The organism is Bradyrhizobium sp. 155 (genome assembly GCF_023101105.1).
Classification (GTDB): Bacteria; Pseudomonadota; Alphaproteobacteria; order Rhizobiales; family Xanthobacteraceae; genus Bradyrhizobium; species Bradyrhizobium canariense_D.
The window spans coordinates 3,017,766-3,033,151 of record NZ_CP064704.1 but is presented as its reverse complement, the minus strand read 5'-3'; the positions used below and the strand labels follow the sequence as shown (position 1 = coordinate 3,033,151).

Genomic DNA, 15,386 nt, shown 5'->3' with positions numbered 1-15,386 from the left:
ACGTTTCGGCCGGATTGACGGAAGGCGGAGCAGCATGGCGAAGGATCGAGCCACAGAGCGGATGAAGCGCAAGGACTACGAGAAGGAGCTCGAAAAGCTCCAGATCGAGCTTTGCCATCTTCAGGATTATGTGAAGGAAAATAGACTTCGGGTCATCGTCCTGTTCGAAGGCCGCGACGCGGCCGGCAAGGGCGGCACGATCAAGGCGATCACGGAAAAGGTCAGCCCGCGCGTGTTCCGGGTGGTGGCACTGCCGGCGCCATCGGATCGCGAAAAGACGCAGCTTTTCTTCCAGCGCTACATGAAGCAGTTTCCGGCCGGGGGCGAGATCGTGATCTTCGACCGGAGCTGGTACAATCGGGCCGGCGTCGAGTATGTCATGGGATTCTGCTCGCCCGCCGAGCACGATCGTTTCCTCGCGCTCTGCCCGCAAATGGAAAAGTACGCCATCGACGGCGGCATCATCCTGATCAAGATCTGGCTCGAGGTCGGGTTGGACGAGCAGGAGCGCCGCTTCAACGCCCGCATCGACGATCCGGTGCGGCAATGGAAGCTCAGCCCAATGGACATCGAATCCTTCAAGCGCTGGTATGATTATTCGCGCGCGCGCGACCTGATGCTCAAGAAGACGAGCACGAAGGACGCGCCTTGGTACATCATTCGGTCCGACGACAAGCGGCGGGCGCGGCTGAACTGTATCGCGCACATCCTGGAGGGTATCCCGCACAAGCGGATCAAGAAGGACAAGGTGAAGCTGCCGAAGCGCTCCGACAAGGGACGTTACAATGACCAGGCCCCCTTGCGCGGGATGAACTTCGTCGCGGAACGATATTGACGAAGTGATCGCGGGCCGCACGGCGGGCGCGGTCCGATCGTTGACGGTCAGATCGATGCTGCCGACGGACTTCGCTGGGTCCGTCAGCAGCGCATTCTTTCAATACGGATACTGGTTGGGGCAGACCCAATTGCCGTACGTGTCCTGATAACAACCGTTATTGTAGTTGTTGTTGTAGTATCCGTAGGCGCCCGCGGCGGCCGCACCGACGGCGGCGGCACCGTAAGCCGCGCCTCGATAGCCATATCGCGGATAACCGGCGACCGGACGACCGGGACGGCCCGCAACGGGGTAACCTGGACGGCCAGGACGACCGGCGATCGGATGGCTTGGCCGCGGACCTCCTGCATAGTGGCGCCCGCCTCCGCCATGGATCCGTCCGGCGTGAACGGCGCCGCCATGAAAACCTCCGGCGCGCATGCCCCCTCCACCTCCACGATAGCCACCACCGCCACCTCCGCGGCGGGCATAGGCATCATCGGGAATGAGCGTGGCCGTGAGAAGAACGACGGCCGCAACAAGAGCCAGAAGATAACGAAGCATGGCATGTCCTCCCTCGATATGGGTGCCGTGATCCGCTTTCGACGATGCCTCGCGGAACGCGGTTGGCACCCGAACGTGGCACTGAGTTGCGGCCGCTTCCCTGACCTATGTGCATGAGAGAAGCAGCCGCCATTCAAGCTAGAGCGCCGCGACCGCCGAAGCGGCGCGACTGCCGCTCTACCGCTTCAAAGCTATCGTCACGCCCCCCACAGCGGCTGACAGCTCCGCACCGACCTTCGGCCCGCTAAGCTGCAGAATCACGCCGTTGCCGTTTTGCAGCTGAACGGCACCTGCGCCGGCGGCGACGGCACCGCCCGCACCGCCCACAGCATAAGAGCCTTCGATCGACTCCGGCCCCCTCAGGTTAAGAGCGCGGCCGACCAGCTTGGTGGTCGAGGCGCCGATTGTGAAGCCGACGCTCATGCCCGAGACGGTGAAGGGATATTTGTGGCCCCGCAGCAGCAGAACGCCCTCGCCGCCACCGACGCCGACGATGAATCCGCCTTTGGTGAAGACCACGGCGACCTGGCCGGTCTCTGCCTGCGACGGCGTGCTGAAGCCGGCACTTATCAGCAGAGCAGTCAAGGCGACACGGATGGCGACTTTTCTCATGAGATTCGTTTCCTCTGGTTGTTATGCCGATCTATTGAGCCAGTATCATCGCGAAGTAGCCAAACACGGTGAGCAGAATGCCCGATACGGCGTAGCCGACTGGGAACCCGATCCAGGGCACGGAGCTCTGGATTTCCACCGCGGCTTCGCGGCACGGACCGGAGTGCGACCGCGCACCGGCAACGCCGCCCATCAGCACGGCCGGATTGATCTTGAAGACGTGGAAGCCGATCGCCCAGACGACGAACGGCGGGATCGTGCAGGCGATGAAGCCAGCGACGAAGATCTTCAACGCGACCGCACCCGTGAGCTGCGCCAACAACCCGGCGCCGGCATTGATGCCGACGATGGCGACGAAGACCACGAGGCCGAGATCCTCCAGCACATTGCGCGCCGCGTTCGGTGTGTTGCCGAAGAAGCGCAGTCGGGAGACCAGCGACGAGACGATCACGCCGGACAGCAGCAGTCCGCCGGCATTGCCGAGGCCGATCTTGGCGCCGAAGGCTGGAAATTCGATCATCCCGATCAGGAAGCCGATGATCATGCCGGCGGCGAGCGTCAGCAGATCGGTCGAAGTGTTGGTCCGCGCAATGCGTCCCCACATCTCGCCGAGCTCGTTGACGGCCGACTTGATACCGACCACCGAGACGATGTCCATCCGCTGCAACTCCGTCTTGAGACCGGCCGGAATCTGCACGCCGCCACGTTCGACCTTGGTGACCTGCAGCTGGCCGGCAATCGCGGTCTCACGGAAGGACTCGAAGGTGCGTCCGACCATCTCCTTGTTGGTGACCAGGATGTCCGCCTGATCCATGGGAATGCCGAGCGCCTTGGCGTCGGCAACCTCAGGGCCAATCAGTCCCATCTTGTCGGTCAGATGCTCGGTCGCGCCACCGAGCGCGACGAGGTCTCCCTTTTGCAGCACGACGTCGGGATCGGCTCCCAACGGCTGACCGCCTCGCACCACGTTGACGATGCGGTATTCCGGGTTGATCGTGCGGAATTTGGCGATGCTCATGCCGACCTGGGCCGGATTTTCGAGCCGGTAGGCGCGCAGGCCGAACTGCCGATAGCCGGTCAGGCCGCCACCCTCGAGATCCTTGACGCCAAATTCCTTCTCGTATTGCCTGGCAGCCGCCTTGGCATCGACGCCCCACCAGCGCGGCAGGTATTTGCAGATCAAGATGATGCCGACTGTGCCCCAGATATAGGTAATGCCGTAGGACAGCGCGATCATGCCCGACGCGTCCTCGGGCTTCATGCCGTCAGGAAGCTTGACGACACCTGAGGTGATGGCCTGCTCGGCTGAGCCGATCGCGGCGGACATCGTCTGCGACCCCGCCAGCATGCCGCCGGCAGCGCCGATCGGCAGCGCAAAGAGCTTTGAAAGCATAACGACAAGCGCCAGACCGAGAACGCTCGACACCAGCGCCAGGATGCAGAACTTGAGACCGTCGCCCTTCAGGCTGTTGATGAAGGACGGTCCCACACGTAAGCCGACGCCATACATGAACAAATAGTAGAACAGACTCTTGGCGAACGTGTTCAGCTCAAGCTTCACGCCGTAGACCGACGCCCAAACCGAAAGGGCTGCGCCCACCACGATGGCGCCGGCGACCATGCCGAGGCCGTAACCCTTGATGCTGGCACGGCCGATCCAGACGGCGAGGCCAACGACGAAGAACAGCAACAGAAACGGGTTCTGCTGCAAGAACGTGAAAAAGCTCTGCATGTCCGTCCCCTTTATTACGATGCCGCCTTCAGCTTCGGCGCGGCGCCGGGCTTGGGCCGGCCAATCTTCGCCAGGGCTTCGGCACGTACGAGCTTCAGCCCCTCCTTGGCGTCGTAGCCGTGGATTTCCTTCACATCGAGCTTGCGCATGAAGTCGATGGTTTCCTGGGTGATGACCTGCCCCGGCACCATGATCGGGAAGCCCGGCGGATACGGGATCACGAAACTGGCAGAGACGAGGTCGGGACCGGCCTTGAGGCGACGGTCGATCTCGGGATCGCCGAGCCGGATATATTCGCATCCCGCCGCGTCGTAGGCCGAGTAGAAGCCGCTGCGGATATCGCCCTCATTGGTCCTGGTGCCGGCATCGCCACGGAAACTGTCGTGGAACTGCGAGAAGTTCGGCAGGTCGGGCACATCGGTCATCAGGCTCTTGACCCGCGCCTCGAAGGTCTTCTTCGCATTGGCGCCACCCTGAACCAGTCCACGATCGACCTCGCCCGCAATCTCGGCCAGCACCCTCACCAGATGCGCAACATCGCTCCGGGTATTGTTGATGTTGGACTGGAACAGCACCGAATTGCGCGAGGTCTTGTTGATCTGGATGTTGTACTCGTTTGCCAGGATTCCCTTGAACTGCGTACCGTCGTATCCGGCGGTGCCGCACACCAACGTCATGCGGGTCGGATCGAGGCAGAACTCGTCGTCGTCAAGGCTCTTCAGGACACTCGCCCAGTTTGTGCCGGTGGCCAGATAGTCGGTGAAGCCGCTCTGGCGGTATTGCGCCGGCACCATCGCGTCCGCACCGAGAATCCGGAAGTATTTCGAGATCAGTGGATTGTTGTTGACCGCTTTGCGGATCGCGAACGCGATTTCGATCGCGTTCGCTACCAGACCATAGCCCTCGAGCTCCATCTGACGCCGCGAGACGTCGAGGCTCGCGATGAGCTGCTGGTTCGGGCTGGTCGACGCGTGCGTGAACACCGCCTCCTTGAACTGTTGCTCGACGGTATGGAATTCGACGTCCTTGACCGACAGCATCGAGCCCTGCCGGATTGCCGACATCGACTTGTGGGTCGAGTTGGTCTGGTAGACGCGCAAGCGGATCTGACGCGGATCGGGAATCAGTCGGGTCTTGAGCAGCACCTCGTCCGATGGATTCTTGTCGAGCTCGGCCTGCTGCTTCTCGTAAGCCGCAACCGATTTCGGGTCGTGCATCCAGGCCTCGATCTCGTTCGCGGCGCCCATCGCGGTCCGCCGCCGCAGGAACGGCGAGAAGCGTGCAAAGCCGAACCAGGCTTCATCCCACAGGAAGATCAGATCGGGCTTGATCGCGAGGCATTCCTCCATCACCCGGCGGGTGTTATAGATGTGGCCGTCGAAGGTGCAGTTGGTCAGGTCGAGCATCTTGACGCGGTCCAGCCGGCCATCTGCCCGCGCATTCAGCAGCGCCTGCTTGATGGTCTGCAGCGGCACCGCGCCGTACATCGAATACTCGGTCATCGGGAACGCTTCGACATAGATCGGCTGGGCGCCGGCCAGAACCATGCCGTAGTGGTGCGACTTGTGGCAGTTGCGATCCACGATCGCGATATCGCCTGGCCCGAGCAGCGCCTGCACCGCCATCTTGTTGGAGGTCGAGGTGCCGTTGGTCACGAAGAACACGCGATCCGCGCCGAGCGCGCGTGCCGCCTTGTCCTGCGCTTTCTTGATGGTGCCGGTCGGCTCCAGCAGGCTGTCGAGGCCGCCGGTGGTGGCGCTGCTTTCGGCCAGGAACAGATTCAAGCCATAGAACTCGCCCATGTCGCGGATCCAGTCCGACCTGAAGACAGATTTGCCGCGAGCGATCGGCAGCGCATGGAACGTGCCGATCGGGCGTTGCGCGTATTTCTTCAGGTTGTCGAAGAATGGCGTATCGAATCGATCCTGGATCCCTTCGAGGATGGAGAGATGGAGCTCGAGGAGCTCCTCGATGGAGTAGAATATCCGCCGAGCCACATTGGCCTCGGGGTTCCCCGCCATTTCCTCGACGTCGCGATTCGACATCAGATAGATGTCGAGCTCGGGACGTACCCGCTTGATGACGTGGGCTAGCCGGAGCGCGGACGCGTCCGACTCGTCATTGATCCCCGCGGCGGCGGTCATGGTGCGCAATACCGGCGCGTCGTGACGCGAGCGCAGAGCGAACCCCTCGTTGATGACGACGGCGGCGATATTGGGGTTGAGCATCGTCGCGCAGAAGGCGTCTTCCAGACTTCCGACGATCACCGGCTCATAGACGAACGAATCGACCGGACGCCGCAACTTGCGCCATTCGGCAGCGAGAGCTGGCCACTTCTCGGAGGAGACGCCGGTGACGACCAGCGTTTCGAAATAGGGTCGCCGAGCTGCATGCGATCCGAAAGTTGACGGCACAAGCTCGGGCGCATCACCGTCGCCGTCGTCCTTGGCATCCCAGTCGCCGGCAAGCTGGCGGAAGGATCTCGTCATCAACGCCTGCGTAATGCGCGTCGCGAGAGCAAGTGAACCCGCCGCATCCCCGGCCGAGGCGGCTTCCCGCAAAGCCGCCATCAACTGCAGCCCCGGATAGCCGTGAAACTCCTCTATCACGGAGAGATCGGCCAGGGCCGCGTCAAACATCGCACGGTCGCCGCCGCGCGCCCATGCTTTGGCTGCTTCGACCAGATCGCGCCAGTTGTCTGCCCGTCCGCCGGGCCCGGAAATGAACTGATCGATGCGCTTCTCTGCAGGCTTGGCGTCCTTGGACATGTCTCTCTCCGGATCTTTGCGAGGTCGCAGCCGGATCGTGATGCCCGCTCACCTCGGTTTATTGATCCAAGTCAACGGACGCGCATCTTGAAGAGACCCGAAGCACCTCGCGATGCAATATCGTCCGAGGTGGTTGCCCGATTCCGATTGCAGGCGAGAGAGATCGGATCAGAGCCGGGTGGCCAACACGCCGGCCGGATCCTCCGATATGGGATCAGACGATTGCTTGCTTTCACCGAGCACGCTGTCGACCGAGCGAAGCCAAATCGCACTGTCGGTCTTTTCCGCCAATCCCTCGGCCCGCAGCAGATCGCGCAATTGTGCATGTGCACCGACGATGCAGAAGGCGATATGGACCGAGGCGAGCTTGTCGTGAAGGTCGTGCAACATGCGCGCCCCAGCCAAATCAATGTAGGGCGAAGCGGAGAGATCGCAGACAACCAGCCTGATATCGGACGACTTCAGCAAGGCATCCGACACTGTTTCCAGGATTGTTTCGGCATTGATGTAAAGCAGCGAGGCTTCCGGTCGAAAGGCGATGATACCGACCAATGGCTCGACGCCTTCGTGCCTCGCATCATCGGAGTAGCGGCCGGTGCCCGGGAGCCGGCCGAGGAAGGCGACATTCGGACGTGAGGCTCGCGCCAGGAGCAGGACAATCGAGGCAATCGCCGCCAGCAGAACGCCTTGCAATATCCCCAGGAGCAGCACGGATACCAGCGCAATTGCCGCAGCGTTAAAGTCGATGCGGCTGACCTGCCACATCCGCAACAGCGCGCGGATGTCCACCAGCCTGTAAACGGCAGCAAAGACGATCGCCGCCAGCACCGCCTTGGGCAGATTCGTCAGGGCTCCCGTGAAGAACAGCAGGCACAGTGCCAGCGTCGTCGAACAGATCACCAGAGCCAGGGGCGTGCGCGCCCCCGCATTGTCATTGACGGCAGATTGCGACAATCCGCCCGCCACGGGGTAGCCGTGGCCGAATGCGGCGACGAGGTTGGCCGCGCCAAGCCCCAAAAACTCCTGACGGACATCAAGGGCATAGCCATGCTTGGCAGCAAAGCTGCGCGCGGCGGAGACACCTTCGATATAGGCCAGCAGCACGCATCCCGCAGCCAGCGGGAACAGTTCGTCCGGCTCCAACAGACCAAAGCTGGGTAGTCCAAACGCCGGCAATCCCTCCGGAATTTTGCCGGTCACCGGCACGCCAAGCGATGGAAGGCCAAGCAGTGTCGCCAGCATGATCGATAGCGCCATGATCGTGAGCCCGACCGGCTTTCCCCGCAGCCACCGCTCTCCCACAAGCAGGGACAAGAGAGCGAGGGCTCCGATCGCCAGAACCAGCCAATTGATGCCGCCGAGCTGACCCGCGAGCTTGATGGCGCGATCGAAAAAATTGTGACCGCCTCCGGCAACGCCGAACAGGCTCGGCAACTGGCTCATCATGATGGTAAGTCCCGCGCCGGCCTTGAAACCGACCAGGATACTGTCGCTCACCAAGCGGACGAGAACGCTGAGCTTGAACAACCAGGCGATCAGGCACAGCAGCGCCACCGCGCAGGCGGCCAGGCTCGCGATCTCGGCATATTTCGCCGCGTCTCCGCCGGCCAGCGTCCCGACGGTCGCCGCAATCATCAGCGAGATCGCCGAGGTTGGACCTATTGCAAGCTGGCGCGACGACCCCAGCAGCGCATAGCCGATGCCGCCGAGCATGTAGCCGTAGATGCCGATCTGAGGCGGCAGGCCCGCCAGCGTCGCATAGGCAAGTGACACAGGGAGGGCGTACGCCGCAAGCGTAATGCCGGCGATGGCGTCCGAACGCAGCCAAGCGCTACGGTACTGCGCCAACCATGTCGCCGGCGGAAACAGGAAAGTCCAGCGCGATCTGCGGTTGGATGAGGTCATGAGCTGGCCTCCTCGCCTGGACTTTCGCAACGCAACAGCACAACCAGCAGCGCGATCACGGGGACACCGAGCGCCAAATTCGGGATCTGCTTGGTCGCGAAGGCGCCAAGAGCCGCGCCGAGGCCGAACGTGATACACAAGACAACGAAAATGCCGGGGAGCCGTAGCGCCCCCTCGCCAGACGCTACAGCAAACACACCTTCAATCGCCTGCCGCATGTTGCCCGTGATCATGACGGAGCTGTAGAGCACGCCTTCGACCCTCGTGAAGACGGCGCTCTGTACGGCGGCGACGAAGGAAATGCCAAGCGTTCCCGCAAGATCCGGCAGGCGATTGTGCAGGATGGCGATAGTAACCAGCAGCAGGATTTCGATCAGCGTACCGATCGCGCTGGCGCGCGCTCCGGTTGCCCGTCGCAGCCATGCAGCGACCAGGATACCGGCGGCGAATGCAAGGATCGGCGGAACGAAGTGCAGCGCCTTCGTCCAATTTCCGATCGAGCCATAAACCCACAACAGCACAAGGTTTGCGGTCTGGGCATTGGCCATCACGCCGTGGATGATCCACGTAAAGGCGTCGATATAGCCCCCGGCGAAGGCAAGCAGCAGCGCAATCGGCACCGTTTCGTCGCGGCGTATCGACGAAGCAGCGGCAGTATCCATCGTGCTCATGTCCGAAGGTCGGCTTTGACTCTTGAGGCTCCACAAGAAGCGAGCTTGCCGCCGACCAGGATTGATCTGGATCAACTGTCGCCAGCTTTCGGCAACGAGATTGGCCCCTAACTACTGGAGGCAATGCGCCATGATTACCGTCAGGTGGATCATCTCTGCCGCGCCGGAAATCTTCCTGCTGCTGTCGGTCGCGCTCGGCACCATCCTTGGCCGCGTCCGTATTTTTGGATTTTCGATCGGCACCACCGCATGCACGCTCATCGTGGCGGTCCTGATCGGGCAGCTCGGCACCTTCACATTTCCAGCGCTACTGAGAGTCATCCTCTTCAGCCTGTTCGTATTCACGATCGGGTACCGGTCGGGGCCAGAGTTCTTTGCTTCTCTGAGCATCCGGACCTTGGCGCAGGTCGCCCTCGCGCTCGTGCTTGGCGGCACCGGGCTTGTCATCGTTCTCATATTTGCCAAGGCATTCGCACTCGGTCCCGGCACCGCTTCGGGGCTCGCTGCGGGAGCCCTGACGCAATCTTCGGTGATCGGCACCGCGTCCGGCGCGCTGGCCCAACTCGGGCTCGCCAAGGACGTGCTGGAGCAGCAGGAGGCGAATATCGCCGCCGGATACGCGGTGACGTACGTCCTTGGTTACATCCTCACGCTTCTGTTCGTACCCTTTGTCGCGCCGAAATTGATGCGGATCGATTTGAAGGCGGAGGCTGCGAAGCTGGAAGCGGAGCTGTCAGGAGGAAACCCGCCGCAGACCGAAAATCTGCATTATCGAAAGTTCCAGGCGCGCGCGTACCGGGTGTCGGCAGCGGCGGGACGCACGGTCGGCGCCGTCGAAGACGAGATCGGCAGCCGCAGTGTAATCGAGCGGATCGTGCGCGGGGGAGCTGACGTCGAGCCGCATCGTGACACGGTTCTTGAAGCGGCCGACGACATCGTCATCGCGGGTCGCACGGCGGCCATTGTCGCCGCAAAGCCGATTGTTGGCACCGAAATCGACGCCGACGAGATCCTGAAGGCTCTTCCAGGCAATGTGGTCGACGTCCTCGTCGACAATCGCAAGCTCCACGGCCGCTCCGTCAAGGACGTGGCCGACCGCGTCGGCGACGCCGCGCGCGGCGTGTTCCTGCGCACCTTGACGCGGATGGGACGCGAGGTCCCCTTGAGCGCGGAGACCCGCGTCTATGTCGGTGATGTCATGACGCTGGTCGGCAGCACCCGCAACATCGAGCGCGCCGCCTCGCAGGTTGGACAGATCCTGAGCTCCGAAGACCGTACCGACATCGCATTCCTTGCCGCAGGCATTGCCATAGGTCTGCTTGCCGGTCTCGTGAGCGTCAAGATCGGGTCTGTGCCCCTGACGTTGGGAGGTGGCGGCGGCGCCCTGATTGCAGGGCTTTTCTGCGGCTGGCTGCGCTCTCGGCGGCCGACGATGGGTGCAATGCCTCCCGCAGCGCAGCAGACGCTGAGCGACCTCGGGCTCGGCGGCTTCATCGCCGCGATCGGGCTCGGCAACGGCCACGCGGCCTGGGTCGCGATCCAGTCGCACGGCTTGTTACTGGTCGGCATGGGCCTGGTCGTCACGCTGGTGCCGCTGATCGTGACCACCCTGTTTGCCCATCGCGTGCTCCGCATGAACCCGGTCATCATTTGCGGAGCGCTGGCCGGCGCCATGACGGTCGACGCGGCCGTGACCGGCGCCTGCGAAGTTGCAGAAAGCCAAACCCCCGTCCTCGGAGTCGCCGTGCCTTACGCTGTCGGCAACGTTGTGCTCACCGTGCTTGGACCGATCATCGTGGCCAGCACTTTCGCCGGCTGAAGGAGGCGCGCGTGAACCTGCGGCATGCTTCGACAGTGACCTATTTCGCCGCGGCATTGAGCATCCTGGCCTGCTTTCTAGCCCCGGGAGGCGCCGACCACAATGTTCGTATCCAGGAAGAGGTCTGGGCCTTGCCACTGCCGCTACCTATGTTCGCCTATGTGGTTCGGCCCGTCAGCGACGGACATTTCCTCATCGGCTTGCCCTACACGATTCCGATGTGGGCACCGCTCGTCGAACGATTCCTTGACGCGCAGAAATAGCCGCAGAGCTGGCGCCTGGAGGCAGAACATGATCGACGCAACTTCAGTGCTTTTGTCCGGGCGTGCGCTCGTCTGCGTGTCGATATTGTTCGCGGCGGCTGTTGCCCGACCAGCTTCAGCGCAGAATATAGCCGCGCCAAAGCCGACCCCAGAGGTAAAGTCCGCCGAAATCGCACCTCGCGGGCAGCGCGAAGCCAAGGACATCACCTATGGCGGCTGGACAAAGCTTTGCGTACGGCCTGCAGGAACGCCGATGCTGTGCCGAACCTCGATCACGGGGCGGTTTGCTACGGGTCAGATGGCAATCCGCGTGGACCTCATCGAGCGTGACGGCGACCCCATTGCGCGCCTACAAGTGTTTGTTCCCGTCGGCATGTATCTGCAGAAGCCGGTCAAGCTGACGATCGACGGGGCCAACGTCCAGTCATTGCCTTACACCTGGTGCCTGAGCAATACCTGCATTGCCGCCGACGCAGCCGATCCCAAGTTCATCAACGACATGGATGCCGGCACGGCTCTCGTCCTTGAGGTCACCGACTCCAACCTTCTGTCTCTGACGACGTCATTGCCGCTGGCACAGTTCGGCCCGGCTCACAAAGGCGCGCCTGCACAGATCCTGGAGCAGGACATCGAGGAGTGAGCAGGTGAGAACAACTCAAGCGCTCTTGGCGCAGGCGCGTTCAACCGTTGCGATCAGCTCGCTGGCCGCGAAGGGCTTGCTCAAATAGGCCGCACAGCCGGAATCGATCGCGGCCGCCTGATTTGCCTGGCTGTCGTTGCCCGTGATGTAGACGACAGGCACCTTAGCGCCGTCACTTGCCAGCTTGCGCCGCAGGGCGATACCCGACTCGCCGTTCAGATTGACGTCCAGCACGAGGCAGCACGCGTCTTCGAGGTGGCCATGACTAAGCAATGCACCGGCGGACTCGAAAACAACCGCGGTAAAGCCGTGGTTCCGCAGCAACCGCTCCATGCTTCGCCGCATCGATGAATCGTCATCCACAACGTATATTGACCTGCGTGCAAACAATGGGTGAGCTTTCTCATCGAACACTCTGCACCCGCCTCACAACGACGAGGCGCCGCAAATGTTCCTGCGCAAATCCAACGGCCAACTAGGCAGTCGTTGCCAGAATCTGTCAACAATATTTCGTATTGTCCTATCGTACAGGTCTGATCGCGAGATTGACGTCACCTACCGCAAACAGTCCGACGGTTCACGCCGGCTGCGAGCTCAGAAGTCCGAGCCGCTCGGCGACGGAGACCAGCTCGGCCAAGGACGGCACCTGCATCTTTGTCATCACCTGGTGCCGATGCGCCTTTACGGTGCGCTCGGTGGTTCCAAGCTCGTAAGCGATTTGCTTATTGATCTTCCCGCGCACGATGAGGTCGAAGACCTGTCGCTCGCGTCGCGTCAGAGACGTCAAACGAGCACGAAACGAATCCAGCTTGCCCTGTTGGCCGCGCACCACCTCTTGTCGAACCAGTGCGCGCTCGATCGCGTCGATCAACTGTTCCGAAGATACTGGTTTGGTCAGAAAGTCTTCCGCGCCGGCCTTGATCGCGCGAACAGTCGTTGCGGTATCAGCATGCCCTGTCAGGAACACGATCGGCAACGGCGAAGGTCGTTGGGCGAGGCACGCTTGCAACTCAGGGCCGCTCAGGCCCGGAATCTGCACGTCGAGCAGGATGCAGCCCGGATGTTCGGAGCCCGGGGGATCCTCGAGCAATTGTTGCGCCGACGCGTAGGTCACAACCTCATAGCCGGCAAGCTTGAGCCGACGCTGGATGGCGGTGCGAAACGATGGGTCGTCGTCGACCACATAGACGAAGCCAGGCAATGTTTTCCTCCCGACCTGTTCTTGCAAGCAGAACACCACCGCTCGCGCAAGCCTTAGAAGCAATTCAAGACGCCTCGCAGCCCGCGGTCAACATCAATGAAAGCAGCCCGCCCGCAGTGGCACGACTTCGGGCGGAATGCGCGACGTAAGCCTACGCCGCGCAATCCGACAGATGTTCTGACAGGTTTCTCATCCAGCGCACCATCGCCGTCCCTGTACTTTGGTACAATGCACCTACAGACAATGGCTGCAAAGCCTGCTTTTGGCTTAAACAACCTTTGCGGGAAGGGTGATTTATCGGCGGCTCCGTATTCCCGGTGACGGAAATAAGCTGCTCGCGATTATCGCGTCAGCACCAGTTCGGGAGTTGACCATGCTGGTTCGCAACGCTGCCGACGCTTCCTCGCGGCATCATTCACTCCGCGAGCTTGGCCTGAATACCAGTTCAAATCCGATCATCAGTTTAAACGAATTTACCTATAAAAAGGGCACCGAAATCTACGGCGAGAAAGAGCCGGCCGAATACGTCTATCAGGTCAAATCAGGCGCCGTGCGAAGCTACAAGCTCCTGTCAGACGGGCGTCGCCAGATCGGCGCCTTCCACCTGGTTGGCGACATCTTCGGGCTCGAAAACGGCAGCGAGCATAGATTCACAACGGAAGCGATCGTCGACACGACCGTACGCCTGGTTAAACGGCAGAGCCTCGAACTCGTCGCAGAAGGCGATGCCATGGTTGCCCGAAACCTGCTCAGCATGACCACCAACAACCTTCAGCATGCGGAAGATCACATGCTGCTGCTCGGCCGCAAGACCTCGCTGGAGCGGGTGGCGGCCTTCCTGCTCGAGATGGATACGCGGCTAACGGCCGCAGGAATTCTGGCCCTGCCAATGTCCCGGCGCGACATCGCGGACTACCTCGGATTGACCCTGGAGACCGTGTCCCGCGCCCTGTCCCGCCTTCACGACCTCGGCATCCTCGGCTTCATCGGCAACACCCAGCGGCAGATCATGCTCCTGGACCGGCATCAGCTCGCAGCTCTTGATGATCTCCAGAATTGAAGCCGGGCGCCGCGATTGCCGAGAGATGTTCAAGGGTCTTGCGTAACACCTCGAACAGGACTGCGGTCGACCAGCCGAACATCAGAATGCCGTTCATGGCAGTCATCGGCCCCGTCAGCCGCCATCCCTGCACTGGCGTGACATCGCCGTAGCCCAGCGTGGTGTAGTTCACGAAGGTGAAATACAGCAACTCGCTCCCCTCGGGCGCGGCACCAACCAGAGCGTAAGCCAGCGCCCAGACAAGAACCTCGACCGTGTGTGCAACCATCAAAATGACAGCTATCGTGACCATCACCGCCATCATGTGAGATCGGGGCCGCATTGTATGCTTCAATCCCGCGCTGCGGGCGATGTCGATCGCTGCAACGGTCACCAGCGCGTGAATCATGATGTTGATCACGCTAATGAAAGTGCCGAGCAGAAATTGGACAGCCATCGCGAGCTCCCTCCGACGCTGCCGGGGTTTGGTTGGTCAGCGCTGCCATCCGGCCCGCGGTATGATGCGGGCGTTTGATGCAGATCAACGTGGCGCGGGCGTGTACGCTCATTGCCCGCACCCCGGCCACCAAGGAGCCCGGTCATGACGCTCAGCTTGGCGCTCTCGGGCTACCCTTCATCAGCAGTGCCAGCGTGTGCCTGGCGATCATAAGATCCTCGTCGGAGGGGATGACATGGACCGGAATGCGGCTCGCCGGAGAAACCGCAGAATGGTCGGCGACTGCGGCATGCGTTCGGGGAAATGCGGCATCAAAGCAGGCGACCTGCGGGATTGCCGGGAAATTCGCCAGAATGGAACGGATTGGCGCCAAGTTGTGCGGCAGATCAAAAAGTGCGGACCTGGTCAACCGCTCCAGGCGGGCCATGACTTCATGATCGATTAAGACGGGGCGGTCATGCTCTGGACCGCCGTGAAGGACGCGGTGCCCGACTGCAATCGGATTTATATGAAGCTCGTCCCGCAACCAGGTGCTGGTGATGTCCATCGCAGCCGCAACATCCGGCACTGTTTCGACTGGATAAGCGCGATTGGCGAGCGGACCACCGCCAGCCTTGCTCGCCCGCAAGCGCGGACAGCGCCCGATGCCGTCCATCTGCCCCTTGAGCCGTTGCCGTAGCCTGCCTTCTCCTTCGACAGAGTAGATCTGGAATCGGAGATCAGAGGAGCCGGCATTGATGACAAGGATGGTGTCCATGGCACTCACACCGCAAATTTTGCAGCATGCCGACGCCCCGCATCGACTCTGATGGTCCGAGCAACGTCAGCGGGCGAGCCAGGCATATCCACCACCATCTCCGACCGGTCGTCGTATCTTCACCCGAGAGCTTCCATCGAGCTC

14 protein-coding genes and 1 pseudogene are annotated in these 15,386 nt (G+C 61.8%); 5 read left to right on the top strand and 10 right to left on the bottom strand.

Translation table 11 applies throughout. From position 1 onward, the window contains the following. The first annotated feature begins 34 nt into the window (after positions 1 to 34). Positions 35 to 835, top strand: coding sequence for a polyphosphate kinase 2 (gene ppk2, locus IVA93_RS14735; protein WP_247789836.1), 801 nt, complete (start codon positions 35 to 37; stop codon positions 833 to 835). Between the two features lie 99 nt (positions 836 to 934). Here ppk2 and IVA93_RS14730 read toward each other — a convergent pair whose 3' ends face one another. From IVA93_RS14730 to IVA93_RS14705, 6 genes are all read right to left on the bottom strand, one after another. Then, positions 935 to 1,378: a hypothetical protein gene (locus IVA93_RS14730; protein WP_247368049.1), complete on the bottom strand. Its 444-nt coding sequence runs from the start codon at positions 1,376 to 1,378 to the stop codon at positions 935 to 937. A 177-nt stretch (positions 1,379 to 1,555) separates the two neighbouring features. Further along, on the bottom strand, positions 1,556 to 1,990 hold the full coding sequence (locus tag IVA93_RS14725; protein WP_247362280.1) for a hypothetical protein: 435 nt from the start codon (positions 1,988 to 1,990) through the stop codon (positions 1,556 to 1,558). Between the two features lie 31 nt (positions 1,991 to 2,021). Beyond that, positions 2,022 to 3,722, bottom strand: coding sequence for an aspartate:alanine exchanger family transporter (locus tag IVA93_RS14720; RefSeq protein WP_247368047.1), 1,701 nt, complete (start codon positions 3,720 to 3,722; stop codon positions 2,022 to 2,024). 14 nt (positions 3,723 to 3,736) lie between these two features. Continuing rightward, positions 3,737 to 6,490: an aminotransferase class I/II-fold pyridoxal phosphate-dependent enzyme gene (locus IVA93_RS14715; protein WP_247362274.1), complete on the bottom strand. Its 2,754-nt coding sequence runs from the start codon at positions 6,488 to 6,490 to the stop codon at positions 3,737 to 3,739. Positions 6,491 to 6,658: 168 nt separating this feature from the next. Further along, positions 6,659 to 8,395 (bottom strand): SulP family inorganic anion transporter, encoded by a 1,737-nt coding sequence (locus IVA93_RS14710; protein ID WP_247362271.1) that lies wholly within the window; start codon positions 8,393 to 8,395, stop codon positions 6,659 to 6,661. Then, positions 8,392 to 9,066, bottom strand: coding sequence for a YoaK family protein (locus IVA93_RS14705; RefSeq protein WP_247364666.1), 675 nt, complete (start codon positions 9,064 to 9,066; stop codon positions 8,392 to 8,394). The genes IVA93_RS14710 and IVA93_RS14705 overlap by 4 nt, the downstream gene beginning before the upstream one ends. A gap of 130 nt (positions 9,067 to 9,196) precedes the next feature. Here IVA93_RS14705 and IVA93_RS14700 point away from each other — a divergent pair, with 130 nt between their 5' ends. Genes IVA93_RS14700 through IVA93_RS14690 form a run of 3 tightly spaced genes read left to right on the top strand, consistent with a single transcriptional unit; the run spans position 9,197 to position 11,788 of the window. Continuing rightward, on the top strand, positions 9,197 to 10,885 hold the full coding sequence (locus IVA93_RS14700) for an aspartate-alanine antiporter-like transporter (protein ID WP_247362270.1): 1,689 nt from the start codon (positions 9,197 to 9,199) through the stop codon (positions 10,883 to 10,885). Positions 10,886 to 10,896: 11 nt separating this feature from the next. Next, on the top strand, positions 10,897 to 11,148 hold the full coding sequence (locus IVA93_RS14695; protein WP_247362267.1) for a hypothetical protein: 252 nt from the start codon (positions 10,897 to 10,899) through the stop codon (positions 11,146 to 11,148). A 28-nt stretch (positions 11,149 to 11,176) separates the two neighbouring features. Next, positions 11,177 to 11,788, top strand: a complete 612-nt coding sequence (locus tag IVA93_RS14690; RefSeq protein WP_247362265.1) for an invasion associated locus B family protein — start codon at positions 11,177 to 11,179, stop codon at positions 11,786 to 11,788. A gap of 15 nt (positions 11,789 to 11,803) precedes the next feature. On the opposite strand, the gene IVA93_RS14685 is transcribed toward IVA93_RS14690, so the two are convergent. After that, the gene (locus tag IVA93_RS14685) at positions 11,804 to 12,178 is read right to left on the bottom strand and encodes a response regulator transcription factor (protein WP_026233508.1); all 375 of its coding nucleotides are present in this window, start codon (positions 12,176 to 12,178) and stop codon (positions 11,804 to 11,806) included. 187 nt (positions 12,179 to 12,365) lie between these two features. Continuing rightward, the gene (locus IVA93_RS14680) at positions 12,366 to 12,989 is read right to left on the bottom strand and encodes a response regulator transcription factor (RefSeq protein ID WP_247364663.1); all 624 of its coding nucleotides are present in this window, start codon (positions 12,987 to 12,989) and stop codon (positions 12,366 to 12,368) included. A gap of 373 nt (positions 12,990 to 13,362) precedes the next feature. Here IVA93_RS14680 and IVA93_RS14675 point away from each other — a divergent pair, with 373 nt between their 5' ends. Continuing rightward, positions 13,363 to 14,049 (top strand): helix-turn-helix domain-containing protein, encoded by a 687-nt coding sequence (locus tag IVA93_RS14675; protein WP_247362263.1) that lies wholly within the window; start codon positions 13,363 to 13,365, stop codon positions 14,047 to 14,049. Here the strand turns inward: IVA93_RS14675 and IVA93_RS14670 are convergent. Then, complete coding sequence (locus IVA93_RS14670; RefSeq protein WP_247362262.1) at positions 13,997 to 14,485, bottom strand: potassium channel family protein; 489 nt, start codon at positions 14,483 to 14,485, stop codon at positions 13,997 to 13,999. The genes IVA93_RS14675 and IVA93_RS14670 overlap by 53 nt on opposite strands. A 262-nt stretch (positions 14,486 to 14,747) precedes the next feature. Continuing rightward, positions 14,748 to 15,242: pseudogene (locus IVA93_RS14665) on the bottom strand (acetate kinase); the annotation flags it as partial. Positions 15,243 to 15,386 lie beyond the last annotated feature (144 nt).

Bases quoted from the DNA above. Each gene is read 5' to 3' on its own strand.
- ppk2 (WP_247789836.1), top strand. From the start codon at position 35: ATGGCGAAGGATCGAGCCACAGAGCGGATGAAGCGCAAGGACTACGAG.
- IVA93_RS14730 (WP_247368049.1), bottom strand. From the start codon at position 1,378: ATGCTTCGTTATCTTCTGGCTCTTGTTGCGGCCGTCGTTCTTCTCACG.
- IVA93_RS14725 (WP_247362280.1), bottom strand. From the start codon at position 1,990: ATGAGAAAAGTCGCCATCCGTGTCGCCTTGACTGCTCTGCTGATAAGT.
- IVA93_RS14720 (WP_247368047.1), bottom strand. From the start codon at position 3,722: ATGCAGAGCTTTTTCACGTTCTTGCAGCAGAACCCGTTTCTGTTGCTG.
- IVA93_RS14715 (WP_247362274.1), bottom strand. From the start codon at position 6,490: ATGTCCAAGGACGCCAAGCCTGCAGAGAAGCGCATCGATCAGTTCATT.
- IVA93_RS14710 (WP_247362271.1), bottom strand. From the start codon at position 8,395: ATGACCTCATCCAACCGCAGATCGCGCTGGACTTTCCTGTTTCCGCCG.
- IVA93_RS14705 (WP_247364666.1), bottom strand. From the start codon at position 9,066: ATGAGCACGATGGATACTGCCGCTGCTTCGTCGATACGCCGCGACGAA.
- IVA93_RS14700 (WP_247362270.1), top strand. From the start codon at position 9,197: ATGATTACCGTCAGGTGGATCATCTCTGCCGCGCCGGAAATCTTCCTG.
- IVA93_RS14690 (WP_247362265.1), top strand. From the start codon at position 11,177: ATGATCGACGCAACTTCAGTGCTTTTGTCCGGGCGTGCGCTCGTCTGC.
- IVA93_RS14675 (WP_247362263.1), top strand. From the start codon at position 13,363: ATGCTGGTTCGCAACGCTGCCGACGCTTCCTCGCGGCATCATTCACTC.
- IVA93_RS14670 (WP_247362262.1), bottom strand. From the start codon at position 14,485: ATGGCTGTCCAATTTCTGCTCGGCACTTTCATTAGCGTGATCAACATC.